This is a genomic window from Colwellia psychrerythraea, assembly GCF_000764185.1.
Lineage (GTDB): Bacteria > Pseudomonadota > Gammaproteobacteria > Enterobacterales > Alteromonadaceae > Colwellia > Colwellia psychrerythraea_B.
Genome location: NZ_JQEC01000072.1, coordinates 79,515 through 94,464, shown reverse-complemented (window position 1 = coordinate 94,464; position 14,950 = coordinate 79,515). Strand labels below are relative to the sequence as shown.

Sequence of the window (14,950 nt, the reverse complement as noted above, 5' to 3'; positions counted from 1 at the left end):
TAAGAATAAATAGGTTTTTTTTATTCCTTAAAGGAATTAAGGAATGAGTTAACCCTCCTGTTAATTTCTTAAATTATCCATATTCCCGCCATACGCTTTGCTGTTTAAAGTGTTCTTAGGAGCCTTAGTGTTGAAGCAAAGCCCCAATGATTTAAAACAATATCAAGCAATTACTCTAAACAACGGTTTACGTGTACTGCTGATCCACAATAACGAAACCACTAAATCGGCCGCAGCTTTAGCGGTAAATGTTGGTCACTTTAATGATCCCAAAGATAGGCAAGGATTAGCACACTTTTTAGAACACATGTTATTTTTAGGTACAAAAAATTTCCCCGATGGCAGTGAATATCAAAAGTTTATTAGTAATCATGGTGGCAACCATAATGCGTGGACCGGTACTGAACACACCTGCTTTTTCTTCGATATCACTGCCCCAAACTTTTCATCAGCATTAGAACGCTTCAGTGAATTTTTTATAGCACCTTTACTTGCTGATGATTTTGTTGTTAAAGAACGGGAAAATATAGATGCTGAATTTACCCTTAAATTAAAAGATGACATCAGACGTTTGTACGATGTTCACAAGGATACGGTTAATCCTAAACACCCTTTTTCGCAGTTTTCTGTTGGTAACCTTGATACCTTAGCCGATCGAGATGGTGAGAATATTAGCAACGAGGTGCAGGCTTTTTTTCAACACTATTACCGTGCTCATTACATGACATTGGCACTTGAAGGACCGCAAGAATTAAGTGAACTGAAAAATCTAGCAGAGCAGCTTTTTATTGATATAAAACCAGCTGATGCTCCACTGCCTAGCATTGAACAACCATTGTATTTACCTATGCATCAAAAAGTTAAGATTGATGTTTGTCCGGTTAAAAATGATCATCAGCTCATTATCAGCTTTGCCATGGAGAGCATCGATAAATATTATTTAGACAAACCTGAATCAATACTTGCCTATTTGCTCGGTCATGAGGGTGAAGGCAGTATTTTATCCTTACTTAAAAAGCATCAGTGGGCCTTGGCATTAACTGCAGGCTCAGGTATCAATGGCTCGAATTTTAAAGACTTTAATATCAGTATTGCCTTAACTGAATTAGGCGAAGACCATCTTAATAAAGTCGTCGATACAGTATTCGCTTATATAGCCCTACTTAAAAAAACAGATATAGCTGAACACTATTATCAAGAAAAAGAAAAAATCAGTCATCTAGCCTTTATCTATCATGAAAAAATGCGACCATTGGATAGTGTAAGCCAGCTCGTTATCAACATGCAGCACTACCCCGAAGATGATTATATTTTTGGTGATTATGTGATGTCTGGTATGTCACAGCTCAATATTGAAAATTTACTGAGCTATTTACACGTGGATAATATGAGACTTATGCATGTAAGTCAGGAAAACCACTTCTCAAAAAATAGCTTTTGGTACCAAGTACCCTACCATGTCACCCCTATTTCAATAAAGCAATTGACTCGTTGGCGAGATATTGAAGCAACAAATAGCACACATATTAAAGGTTTGTATTTACCTGCGGCTAACCCCTATGTTGTTGAGAAACCAACTATATACCTCACTGATAAACATATTAATAACACAGGAATAGCCGTTAATATTCCTGAGAAAATCATCACTAAAAATGGCTTAGTTGCCTGGTATAAACAAGATCGAACTTTTAATGTACCTAAAGGCTATTTGTATATAGGTATTGACTCACCTTTCGTGGTTGACAGCATTGCCAATATTGCAATGACACGTTTATTTGTCGATTTATATACCGATACTGTCATTGAAGAAAATTATGACGCTGAGTTAGCGGGTATTCATTATCATTTATACGCCCATCAAGGTGGCGTAACGGTGCAATTATCGGGTTATAGTGAAAACCAACATTTGCTATTAAGTAAGTTATTAAAGCGATTGAAAAGTCATCACGTGAGTGAGGCGCATTTCAATTTATTTAAACAACAGTTGGTAAAATATTGGCACAATAGTGATAAGAGTAAATCAATATCACAATTATTCGCTACCTTAAGCTCGGTTATGCAACCCAATAACCCGACAAGTAAGGCCTTAGCGCAAGCACTTAGTCTGGTAAGCTTTAACCAATATAAAGACTTTAGTAAGCAGTTATTTGCACAAGTGACTATTGAGGTTCTCATTCACGGCAATTGGCTGATGAAGCATGCTTTGAATTTATGTGAAACCATCGAAGCAGCTTTTGCAGGGAATATAGATGAAAAATATGCGATGCAATGCCCGGTAACCGATATTAAGGCGAAACAAACATTGCTGTTACCGATGAACTTACCTGAACATGATCATGCAAGTGTCATATATACCGCCTTTGAGCACAAGGATGATACTACTGTCGCACTCGCTATGATCACTAGTCATATACTGTCACCATTATTCTTTCAGCAAATGCGTACAGAGAAGCAATATGGCTACTTGGTGGGTGTCGGGTATGTACCTATTAATCGCTACCCCGGCATAGCTTTTTATATTCAGTCGCCTCATTGTGACGCCTTTACCTTGGCACACGCGATGGATGAGTTCATCAATGAAAGTATTTCCGTTCTCGATGATATTACCGATGAACAATGGCAACATTTACTACAGGGTTTAGCGAGCCAATTACAAGAAAAAGACCATAACCTACGTATTAAAAGTCAACGCTTTTGGGCGGCTATTTGTAATAAAGATACAGGGTTTAGCCAAAAAGAAGAGCTGCTACAGGCAGTGTTAAACTTAACGTTAGAACAAGTGAAAAACTTTGTTAAAACTCGCTTAGTCACTAGCTGTCAACCCGATAGGTTTATTCTCTATTCGCAAAGTGACTTGCTAGAGCAAACAAATAAACCCAGTGGTGAAATAATCACAGATGTTGAAGCCTTTATTCTTGCGAGTCCGATTAAATACTAACAAACTAACATAAGTTAATATCGGTATTGATTAATAAAAGTTGATAAAAAAGGCTGTTGAGTTTAAGCGAACGATTAAGTTCAACTTTACTCAACAGCCTTTTTGTTATTGTAAGGCGTTTTACCTTACTTGATTAAAGCAAGCGCTTTTATTTATCTTAACTTACATAAGCTAACTTTGTTTAGGTCAGCTTTGTTAAGAATAATAGCTTTGACTATTTTCAGCCATAGTAACCAAGGCTTCACAGGGCGTATAACGCTCACCATACTGCTCTGCCCATTGACTTAATTGTGCAACAACAGACTTAGCACCAATTTTGTCAATATAACGTAGCGGTCCACCTAAAAATGGTGGAAAACCTATGCCAAATATAGCGCCAATATCACCATCTCGGGCATTACGTACTATCCCTTCATCAACACAACGTGCAGCTTCATTTAGCATCATATAGGTACAACGTTTGCTAATTTCAGCGGCTGATAAACTGCCCATAGGCTTAAGATTTAATAAGCTGTAGATAGATTCATCGACCTGTTTTTGTCCGGGTTTTATTCCTTTAAGCCGATTTTGTAAGGTTTTGACCAAATTATTTTTTTGATACAAGTAAAACCCTTTTTTGGCTTTTTTACCAAGTCGACCGTCAGCAAGCAATTTATCAAAAGCCGCTGGCGCTGCAAAACGCTCTCCAAGATCAGCCTGTAAGATTGGACCTATTTTAGCGCCAACATCAATACCTACTTCATCAAGTAATTGCATTGGGCCAACAGGGAAACCAAACTTAACCAGTGCCTTATCTATTTTATCAACGGGCTCACCATCAAGTAGTAAAATAGCGGCTTCATTCATATAAGGCGCTAAAATACGATTGACATAAAAGCCGGCTTTATCTTTAACAACAATGGGTGTTTTACCTTGTTTTTTAGCAAAAGCTACCGTGCTAGAAATAGTTTGGTCTGAGGTTTTTTCATGAGGAATTATTTCTACTAACGGCATTTTATCTACCGGTGAAAAGTAATGTAGACCAATAACATTTTCAGGACGCTTTGCCTTAGCTGCAATTTTACCTATGGGTAAACTAGAAGTATTACTGGCAAAAATAGTATTTTCATGACCATTCTCTTCAATTTCAGCCACCATATTTTGCTTCAAGCTTAAATCTTCAAAAACGGCTTCAACCACGATATCAATCGCTTTAAAACCAGTGTAATCAACACTGCCTGTGATCATCGCCAACTGTTTTTGCATTTCACTATTAAGCAAAAAGCGACGTTTAACTTTTTTATTCAGTATTTGATAACTGTACTTTAAAGCTTGGCTAATACCTTTGTGGTTAATATCTTTAACTCGCACAGGCAGATTAGCTTTAGTCGCAGTAACAAAAGCAATGCCGCCCCCCATTAAACCACCACCAAGCACTCCCACTTTAGTTATTTTTTCAGGCGTTACATTAGCAACGCCTTGCTCTTTTTTCATGGCTGTAGTGGCAAAAAATAACTGACGTAGTTGCGCCGATTCATCACTCATCACTAGATCAGCGAAATGCTCAGCTTCTAATTTATAACCTTGCTCAGCGGAAATTTCGATACCCGTGCGAATACAGTCAATAATTTTCAGTGGCGCGGGATAATTGCCTTGAGTTTTTGCTTGTACAGTTTTCTGTGCTTGTTGATAAACAATGTTACGGCCAACAGAATTGTTCTCCAGCAACTTATCCATCAAACCTAACTTGCGCTTGGTTAAACTTTTACCACGTTGATGTAAGCTTATCGCTTTTTGCTCGGCAACGTTAAGTAAAACGCTGTTTGGTACAACATCGTCAACTAAGCCTGCTTTTAGTGCTTGTTTGGCGCGTAATTGCTTACCAGTAAGCATCATATCTAAAGATTTTTGTAAACCCACTAATTTAGGTAGTCGTTGAGTGCCACCACTTCCTGGCAGTAAACCTAATTGCACCTCTGGTAAACCTAATGATGTTTTAACATTATCACTACAAATACGTGCGTGACATGCCATAGCAAGCTCTAAACCGCCACCTAAACAAGTGCCATCAATAGCGGCAACAATAGGAATAGGTAATTGCTCTAACAAAGTAAAAATACGTTGTCCCTGCCTTGATAAAGCAACAACTTCTTCACGACTTTGACATGCATCAAGCATATTAATATCAGCGCCAGCGACAAAAGAATCTTTTTTGCCACTACAAAGTACGATACCAGTAATTGTTTTATCCGCTTTAATTTCTGCTAATACTGCATCAATTTGCTCGGCAAACTCTGTTTTAAGGGTATTTACATTTTCACCAATAACATCAACAACCAAATGGGCAATACCATTATCGTGACGAACTAAGGTAAAAGCCGTTAATGCTGCCGATTTTGCAGAATTTTCTTCGGCATGAATCACTTGGTTATTTTGTTCACTGTTACTTAAATCTGAGCTTGAGTCTGAACTTGAATTCGAATTTGTTTTTTCAGTCATTAATCTGTCTCCACAATCATTGCTGCACCTAAACCACCAGCAGCACAAGCCGTTGTTAAACCAACACCACCACCACGACGATTTAATTCATTAAGTGTTTGGGTAATAAGTCTAGCGCCAGTTGCCGCAAACGGATGTCCATAGGCAAGCGAGCCGCCCATGACATTAAATTTATCCATATCAATATCACCAATAGCTTTATCACGGCCAAGATGCTCTTTTGCAAATTTAGTACTACCGAACATTTGCATGTTGGCCAGTGCTTGCGCAGCAAAAGCTTCATGCATTTCAATTAAATCTAAGTCTGCTAGATTCATACCTGCACGTGCCAAAGCAATTGGCGTCGAATAACTTGGCCCCATCAACATATCTTGCCATACATCAATGGCAGAAAAACCAAAACTACGAATATAACCTAATGGCTTATAACCTAGCTCTTTTGCTCGGCCTTCACGCATTAATAATATTGCTGCGCCACCATCAGTTAACGGCGTACTTGTTGCCGCGGTCACTGTACCGTGTTTACGGTCAAATACGGGTTTTAACTTAGCATAACTTTCTAACACTGAATTCTCTCGAATACAGTTGTCTTTATCAATAAAATTTTTGTAAGGTTCTGCATGGGCTGTCATAACCTCACCCGCTAATTTACCTTCTTGCCAGCTTTTTGTCGCTAAAGTGTGCGATCTATGGGCTAAGGCATCTTGGTCTGCTCGAGATATATTGTAAGTTTTCGCCATTTGCTCTGCGGTTTGTCCCATTGAAATACCCGTTGAATATTCTGCTACCGCAGGAGATACCGGTAATAAATCTTTTAAACCAAGGCGACTGAGTAATGAGAGTTTTTGTCCTAGGGTTCTTGCTTTAGTTAAGTCAACTAAAGTACGAGCAAGTCTTTTAGAAACGCCTACTGGTGCTACTGATGACGAATCAGCGCCGCCAGCAATACCTACATCAACATGACCAGCCATAATAGACTCAGCAACATTGACAGTTGATTGAAAACTAGTAGCACAAGCGCGAGAAACACTATAAGCATCGGTGCTAACATTCATGCCGGTACCCAAAACAATTTCGCGAGCAATGTTTGGCGCTTCCGGCATTTGCACTACTTGACCAAAAACAAGTTGGTCAATTATTGCAGGATCAATGTCGTGTTTTTGCAATAATTCGTTAACAACAATTTTTCCTAAGTCTACGGCTGGCACACCATGAAAAGCTGTTGCTTGTTTGGCAAACGGTGTACGCAAGCCAGCCACTATGGCTATACGTTCACCCGTTGAGGTCGTTAGTCTTTTTATTGTCATTTATTACTCCACACGCTCAGTTGTAATGTTATTTATTATTAAATCATTATGAAAAACTCAAGAGGTCCGACCTCATGAAACTTACTTGATTTTAACTAACTAGAGAAAAAATTCAATCATTACCTGAAATCAAAAAACACAAATAACAATTCTTCACACATGACCAATAACAATAATCATTAAAATTTTGTTACTTATCACTTGTTTTCTTTCGCAAAAACCTTATATAAACTAGCATAACAATTTTTTCTTAGTATAACGGCAAGAAATAAAAAGTGCTTTAATATGAAGCAATACCAAGTTATTACTAAGTGACACCTACAATCAGCATTATTAAAAGAACCTATTCGCATGGCAATTGAACATTTTTCTACGTTAAAACAACATTTATCTTCACAAATCATTGGTCAAGAAGCGTTAGTTGAAAATTTGCTTATTGCCCTACTCGCTAATGGCCACTTAATTGTTGAAGGACCACCAGGTTTAGCAAAAACCCGTGCGGTTAATGCTCTAGCCCAAGGCCTAGAAGCTGACTTTCATCGAATTCAGTTTACCCCTGATTTATTACCAGCAGATTTAACGGGTACTGACATATATCGCCCCGAAGATGGCACCTTTGTTTTTCAGCCGGGTCCTTTGTTTCAAAACTTAGTTCTTGCCGATGAAATTAACCGAGCACCCGCTAAAGTTCAATCGGCATTATTAGAAGCCATGGCCGAGGGACAAATAACTGTTGGCCGTAAAACTTATGACTTACCTGAATTGTTTTTAGTGATGGCCACACAAAATCCAATTGAACAAGAAGGTACCTATCCTTTACCTGAAGCGCAATTAGACAGGTTTTTAATGCACATTGAAATAGGCTATCCTGATGCGGAAAGTGAGTTAGCCATACTAAAACTCAACCGTGGTGAGGCATTAAAATCAAATGCTAATCACGGCGCTGGCTCCTCAAATGTTGATGAAAAGGCGGATAAAGAAAATAAATTACGAACCTTAAGTCAAAGTGAAATATTTTCAGCGCGCGAACAAGTATTGAATATACATATGGCTCCGGCTTTAGAGAACTATATAGTCGATTTAATTATCGCCACCCGCCAACCAAAAAAATACGATGATAAGTTAAGTACTTGGCTTGCCTTTGGTGCTAGCCCTCGTGCCACTATCGCCCTTGACCGTTGTGCTCGCGCCCGTGCTTGGTTACATAACCGTGACTTTGTTAGCCCTGAAGATATTCAAGCAGTGTTTCATAATGCCCTAAGACATAGAATTTTACTCAGTTATCAAGCTGAAGCAGAAGGTATTACCTCGAACCAAGTCCTTGACCACATTTTAGCTTTAGTCGCTGTTGCCTAACCAGTTTAAAATAATAAAAATTAGCGTAGTTCATGTTAGTTGTTAACTAATTAGCTGCTAAATAAAAGTATCAAGTAGAGTGACCTTATGTGGTTCAATCGTCAAAAACAGTCATCTGCAAGTAGTGCTGATGAGGGTTATTATCAATCCTTGCTGGCAAGTTTGAATAGCAATGGTATAGATTTATCTATGCAGGAGCTATTGCAGTATCAAAGTAAAAGTCGTTTGATTGACTTAGTGGGCAAAAGAAATATTCAAGGTAAACAATCGGGGAATTATTTATCCCGCAGTAAAGGTCGCGGCATGGAGTTTGACGAAGTTCGTCATTACCAAACCGGTGACGATGTCCGCGCTATTGATTGGCGTGTCACTGCTCGTACCGGTAAAACGCACACTAAACTTTTTCGTGAAGAAATTGAAAGGCCGGTGCTGGTAGCCACAGATCTTAGTCAAAATATGCATTTTGGTAGCAAGTTGCTATTTAAATCAGTACAAGCTGCTCATTTAGCGGCACTGGTTTCTTGGCACGCAAAAAGTCGTGGTGACCGTTTAGGCGGTTTAGTCTTTTGCGATGAGCAACACATTGAATTAAAACCGCGCAGCCGTAAAGCCGGTGTATTACATTACTTGCATGCATTAACCACCTTAAATAATCAAAAAAAACAAACATCTGTTGAACAGAATCGACCTGCATCAGCAGCAGATGATGCTCTAAGAGTAGCAGAAACAACGCCACAACAATATTTTGAACAGCATTGCGCTCGCTTAAGACACTTAGCTAAACCCGGCTCTCTGGTTTACTTGATCACCGATGGCCATGTATTTAGAAACGAGCAACATTGCCAATCCACTTTAAGACACCTAAGCCAAGTGAGCCAGCATTGTGAATTAGTGGTGTGTTTGATTAGTGATCCCCTTGAGCAAGCGCTGCCTGAAAGTAATCTAAAACTCACGGTCACTTTAACGGATGGTATTAATCGTCAACAATTAACTTTAGGTGATACCAGCACTGCAGCGCAATACCAACAACAAGCCTTGCAATATGGTGAAAAAATACAGTCATTGTTGCAGTTAACAGGTGCCCGAGTAATACAATTTAGCGCGGGACAATCCCTTGAGCAGCAATTAAAATATGGAGCTTCGTTATAATGGCTATAGCTAACTCTCCCGCTGCACTGGGTCAACCTTTACCTAATCAAACAGCACCATTACAATTGCACGACATCCATGTTCCAGAGCAAGTGAGCAACTTCCCAATCGCGCCGGGTTGGTGGTTATTACTCGCAATTATTCTTCTTAGCGTAGTTTGGTTTTATAAAAAATTTAAACAACAGAGAAGTTTAAACGCCAATAAAAATAGAGCTCTGGCAATGCTTGCCAATAATCAAAATCTCAGCGAAAAAGAGTGTATCTCTTTATTGAAATGCACGGCGATGCAATACTTTAGTAGACAACAATTAGCAAAATTATATGGTACGGATTTTAAAGATTTTTTAATGAAGCAATTACCGGTAAACCACCAAGAATATTTTAGCAAGTTAATCACGCCAGCTTTTGTGAGGCAATATCAAGCTGAGCAAGGTTTAAATTCTTCTAGTGATAGTGATTGCCAGCAAGCCACTAAGTTATGGTTAACTAATGCACTGCCGATAAGGCAGCCTTTAGCCATTAAAATTGCTTTACCTGTAGATAAACCCTTACCCGTTAACAAAGCTATACCTGTACCTCGACCTGTAGAGAAAGAACAGGAGTTAAGCGCATGATAAGTTTTGCTTGGCCTTGGTTATTCGCCCTGCTGCCGTTACCGTTCGTTATCTATTTTTTACCGGCAAAAAAAAGTGCCAACCAGCAAAGTGCGCTAATTATGCCCACACTAATCAATGTTGCTCATAATTCGCAAAGCGATCAACAAAAACGCAAAGCGCCGCTCATTATTTTATCAGTCTGTTGGTTATTACTGATTATAGCGATCAGCAGGCCGCAATGGCTTGGTGAAGCAATAGATATACCCAGTGAGGGTCGTGAAATGATGATTGCCGTTGATTTATCAGGCAGTATGGAAATAGAAGACATGAACCTTAATGGCCGTAATGTTAACCGCTTACAGATGCTTAAAGTCGTGCTTGGTGATTTTATCGAACGCCGCGTTAGTGATCACCTTGGTTTAATATTATTTGCTGACGATGCTTACATGCAAACGCCAATGACCTTTGATAAAAAAACAGTTAAACAAATGTTAGATGAAAGTGAGCTTAATCTTGTTGGTAGAAAAACAGCCATCGGCGATGCCATCGCGCTGGCAGTTAAGCGTTTTGATGCTAAAAAAGAGTCTAACAAAGTTTTATTATTGTTAACTGACGGTCAAAATACCGCAGGTAAAATTGCCCCAGAGCAAGCATTAGAGCTAGCAATTGCTAAGGATATCACTATTTACACCGTCGGTATTGGCGCTGATGTCATGTTGCAACAATCGCTTTGGGGTACACAACGCATTAACCCTTCAAGTGATTTAGATGAAAAAAGCTTAGCTAATATCGCAGAAAAAACAGGCGGCCAATATTTCCGTGCTCGTGACAGTAAAAGTATGAATGAAATCTATAGTTTGTTAGATAAACTTGAGCCGATAGAACAAGAGCAACAACAAATGCGCCCACTAAGTGCTTTATATTATTGGCCTCTGGCATTTTCTGCACTACTTGGTTTTGTTTATTTACTCAGCTTGCATTTATCCTTTTTATTACCAACTAGCACTGTAAGTAAAACTGATGAACACGCTAACTCTTACATTATGGGCGGTAAATAATATGTCAGCTCAAGCAAGCAGTTTAACCACTGAGCTAACGCAATCGACTAGTACCGCCACTTTTGAAAGTCTTAGCTTCGAAGGTATAGTCAATAACTTTCATTTCATTCGCCCAGAGTGGTTAATCGCATTTGTCGCGTTATTTATTGTGTTATATATCTTGAAAAAGATCCGCTATTATCAGTCACCTTGGCAACATTTTTTACCTACTCATTTGGCTAACGCTTTATTGGAAAATTCGCACAACCAAGCAGCATCAACCACCTCATATCAACCACGATATTGGTTGAAACCTGTGATTATTGGCAGTTGTATTATCTTCGCCCTCGCGGGTCCTGCTTGGCAAAAACTGCCTCAACCAGTTTATCAATTAGAGCGCGGCGCTGTGCTTATCATGGATATGTCTTACTCCATGTACGCTACCGATTTGAAACCCAATCGATTAACTCGCGCCCGTTATAAAGCCATCGATTTACTGAAAATAATCAATGAAGGGGATGTTGGTTTAATTGCCTACGCTGGTGATGCTTTTATTATTAGCCCATTAACACAAGATGTTAAAAATATAGAATTATTATTACCCTCATTATCTCCCGATATTATGCCTGTACATGGCGCAAATGCATTGGCAGCATTAACAATAGCCGACCAAACGCTCAAAAATGCCGGCCATATTAGTGGTGATATATATTGGTTTGCTGATGATATTGATAATGAAGAGATGTCAGATGTTTATGCATGGGCAAATAATAATGAGCATAAGGTAAATATCTTAGGTGTCGGCAGTAAAAATGGCGCGCCGATAAAGTTAACTAGCGGAAAATTACTTAAAGATAACAGAGGTGCTATCGTTATTCCTAAATTACCTGAAGCTAGGCTTGGAGCCATAGCTAAGCGTAGTCGCGGGGTTTATCATACGATGACTAATGATGATACTGACATTAAAGCGTTGACAGCTCACCTAAACACTAGCCTTGATGAGAAAATCAACAACGACATATCAGCTTCAAAAGATGAACAGCAAAGTAAACAAGTGATGCAAGGTGACCAATACCAAGAACAAGGTCCCTGGTTGCTCATCATAATATTGCCACTGTTATTAAGTTATTTTCGTCGAGGCAGCAGCATATTAGCAATAACATGGCTTATGCCGCTGACCTTAATGTTTAGCTTAACAAGCCTAAGCCCTAACAGTTATGCTGCTGAGTCTAGGGTGGAACAAGCTCCAACAGCTTCAAGTTCAGTAACTACGACTAATGCCAATACCGACAAGAGTGTTACAACCAGTGGCGCGAATCAACTTTGGCGAAATTTATGGAAAACGTCTGATCAACAGGCCCAGCAACATTATCAACAAGAAGACTATCAACAAGCTGCTGAGCAATTTAACGATAGTCAATGGCAAGGAAGTGCTCATTATAAGGCTGGTGATTATGAACAAGCATTACAAGCCTTTAAACAGAGTGATAGTGCTCAAGCACTTTATAACCAGGGCAATTCATTAGCACAGCTGAAAAAAATTGATGAAGCCATTGAAGCTTATAAAGAGGCGCTTAAAAAGGATCCAAAGTTAAGTGATGCCAAAGATAATTTAGCAAAACTTGAAGAGCTTAAAAAACAACAAGAGCAGCAATCTCAAGAAAACCAGGACTCAGAAGAGCAATCTGATAGTGAGCAACAAGAGAACAATGAGCAACAAGAAAATCAGCAAAAGCAAGACGGTAAGCAACAATCTAAAGATCAGTCTCAAGGTGAGCAGCAACCATCAGATAAACAAGAAAGCGAACAAGAGCCGAATCAAGAAAACAAGCAAAACGAACAGCAAGACGACCAACAAGATAAACAATCTCAAGATGCCAAAAAACAGCAGCAAAAAGAACAAAAAGAAAAAGCTAAACAAGCCAAAGCTGAAAAAAATGAACAACAAAAGCCCGGCGATGAAAAATCATTAGCGCAACAAGTCAGTGATAGCAAAAAACAAGAGACTGAGCAGAAACACCAACAACTATTAAATAAGGTAACAGACGATCCTTATTTATTATTAAGAAATAAAATGCGCCTCGAATACCAAAAACGCCGACATGAAAGTGCGCCCCAAGGAGTAACTAAAAAGTGGTAACAAATTTTTCAAAGCATTTAACGACCAAGCAGCCGTTTAATGGCCTACAGAGCATTATGCTCACTTTACTAGTAATGGCGACATTATTGTTAAGCAATAATGTCTACGCTTTATCAAAAGTTACTGCCACCATTGATAAAAATCCAGCAATGATTAACGAGTCGATTTTATTAACTGTTATAGCGGATGACGACGTTAATCGTAATGCTTTAGATACCGCCCCGTTACTTGAACATTTTATTGTTGGTCAAACATCTGTTAGCTCACAAACCAGTATGGTTAACTTTAAAACCAGTCGAATGACTAAATGGCAAATCATCTTAGTTGCCCGTAGTGCGGGTGAATTTGTTATTCCTGCCCTTAGCATTGAAAACCACCAAAGTGAGCCGGTTGAGCTGACAATAGTCGCGGCTAATGGCGCTGATAGTAACATCCAGGCGGATATTTTTATCACCAGTGAGTTATCCAATGATGAAGTATACGTGCAACAACTACTGACCCTCTCGATAAAGCTACATTTCGCCGTTGAACTTAAAAGTGGTAACTTAACCGAGCCAAGTTTAACTGGCGCAACATTTGAAAAAATAGGTCAAGACAAACAATCTGATGCAATTATCAATGGCAAGCGTTACCGAGTAATTGAGCAAACGTATGCAATAACTCCGGAAGAAAGTGGTGAATTTACCTTAAAAGCACCACTTTTCTCAGGTGATATATTACAAGCTTCAAAAAGGCGCTCAAGTTTTCTAAGTTTTGCTCAAACGAAACCGGTTAGCATTTTAGGCGATGAAATTAAAATTAAGGTCTTACCAATACCGGCCAACTACCCTAGCGATGCTCAATGGTTACCAACTGACATACTGACTTTGCATCAAGAATGGCAGGCAGGTAACGATAACTTCACCGTTGGTGAACCAATTACCCGAACAATAACCTTAACCGCAGCGGGTCTTTCTAAGGCTCAATTACCCAAGCTTAAAATGCAAAGTAGTCGAGGTCTGAAGATTTATCCCGATCAGGCCGAATTACATGCCAACCTCAGTAATGAGCGCCTAGTGAGTCAAAAAGTTCAAAATTTTGCCTTAGTGCCAAGTTCTGCGGGAGATTTTGTTTTACCGGCAATGAGTATCACTTGGTTTAATACCATCACCAATAAAATAGAACTGGCTACCCTACCCGCGCAGACCATTTCGGTACAAGCTGGCGAAGATAATGTAGCAGCTAATGTGCCAAGTGATATTAACCATAAGTACAGCGAAATTACTAACAATTCAAACAAGTCTAAACATTTAACCATGCAAGTCCCTCTTAGCGGCGTTCAAACATTAGTTCAAGATAAAAGACTGCAATGGCTTTTTCTTAGTTTATGGTTATTAACAAGTTTGGCGTGGCTTATTCACATCAGCTACCTAAAGAGAAATAAGCAGACAGGTAGTAAAAACTATTCTAATCAAACGGCTAATTCTGGTAATAATTATATTGCCCTACTCGCTGCCTGTAAGAAAAATAATGCCGAACAAGCGTTAAACCTCATCTTGCCTTGGCTTAGAGATCTATTTGCTAGTCGTAAACCTGGTGTTGAAATTAATACTATTGCCCAAGCTCAAACTTATGTTCAAGAACAGAGTTTTGCTACTGCCTTAAATGATTTACAGCAACACCTTTATGGCAAGAGCGCTATAAATGGCGCCCCCTCATGGCAAGGTTTAGTTTTGCTCAGCGCTATTCAAACGGTGCAAAAACAGCAAAGCACTAACAAGAACGCTAATGAGTTATTAGCACTCAACCCCTAGGCTTCTGCCCTTGCATAATAGGCTTTGACTATAACCTGTCTATACTTTGTCTAGATTATACTTTGCTTGAAATATAATAAGTTACTTGATTCGCTAATGAACAGTGATTACCGGTTATTATCGGTAATGCTGAATCGAGTAACTTATTAACTTCTT

Annotated in this window: 9 protein-coding genes; 7 read left to right on the top strand and 2 right to left on the bottom strand. The window is 39.1% G+C overall.

Annotated elements, in window-relative coordinates; all coding sequences use genetic code 11:
• Positions 1-127 precede the first annotated feature (127 nt).
• Positions 128-2,938 (top strand): insulinase family protein, encoded by a 2,811-nt coding sequence (locus GAB14E_RS01115; protein ID WP_052094117.1) that lies wholly within the window; start codon positions 128-130, stop codon positions 2,936-2,938.
• Positions 2,939-3,133: 195 nt separating this feature from the next.
• On the opposite strand, the gene fadJ is transcribed toward GAB14E_RS01115, so the two are convergent.
• Together fadJ and fadI are read right to left on the bottom strand one after the other, a co-directional pair.
• On the bottom strand, positions 3,134-5,416 hold the full coding sequence (gene fadJ / locus GAB14E_RS01120; RefSeq protein WP_081967922.1) for a fatty acid oxidation complex subunit alpha FadJ: 2,283 nt from the start codon (positions 5,414-5,416) through the stop codon (positions 3,134-3,136).
• Positions 5,416-6,723: an acetyl-CoA C-acyltransferase FadI gene (gene fadI / locus GAB14E_RS01125; protein WP_033084475.1), complete on the bottom strand. Its 1,308-nt coding sequence runs from the start codon at positions 6,721-6,723 to the stop codon at positions 5,416-5,418. The genes fadJ and fadI overlap by 1 nt, the downstream gene beginning before the upstream one ends.
• A 351-nt stretch (positions 6,724-7,074) precedes the next feature.
• On the opposite strand from fadI, the gene GAB14E_RS01130 reads away from it, so the two are divergent.
• The 6 genes from GAB14E_RS01130 (at position 7,075) to GAB14E_RS01155 (ending at position 14,794) form a co-directional block, all read left to right on the top strand.
• Positions 7,075-8,079, top strand: a complete 1,005-nt coding sequence (locus tag GAB14E_RS01130) for an AAA family ATPase (RefSeq protein ID WP_033084474.1) — start codon at positions 7,075-7,077, stop codon at positions 8,077-8,079.
• Positions 8,080-8,166: 87 nt separating this feature from the next.
• A complete protein-coding gene (locus GAB14E_RS01135; RefSeq protein ID WP_052094115.1) occupies positions 8,167-9,228 on the top strand; it encodes a DUF58 domain-containing protein in 1,062 nt (353 codons plus the stop codon).
• Complete coding sequence (locus GAB14E_RS01140; RefSeq protein WP_033084473.1) at positions 9,228-9,842, top strand: DUF4381 domain-containing protein; 615 nt, start codon at positions 9,228-9,230, stop codon at positions 9,840-9,842. Before GAB14E_RS01135 ends, GAB14E_RS01140 begins: the two co-directional genes overlap by 1 nt.
• Entirely contained in the window at positions 9,839-10,882 is a 1,044-nt protein-coding gene (locus tag GAB14E_RS01145) for a vWA domain-containing protein (RefSeq protein WP_033084472.1), read from the top strand. Before GAB14E_RS01140 ends, GAB14E_RS01145 begins: the two co-directional genes overlap by 4 nt.
• Positions 10,845-13,001: a vWA domain-containing protein gene (locus GAB14E_RS01150; RefSeq protein ID WP_231562130.1), complete on the top strand. Its 2,157-nt coding sequence runs from the start codon at positions 10,845-10,847 to the stop codon at positions 12,999-13,001. The genes GAB14E_RS01145 and GAB14E_RS01150 overlap by 38 nt, the downstream gene beginning before the upstream one ends.
• Entirely contained in the window at positions 12,995-14,794 is a 1,800-nt protein-coding gene (locus tag GAB14E_RS01155) for a BatD family protein (RefSeq protein WP_231562129.1), read from the top strand. The genes GAB14E_RS01150 and GAB14E_RS01155 overlap by 7 nt, the downstream gene beginning before the upstream one ends.
• Positions 14,795-14,950: the final 156 nt, after the last annotated feature.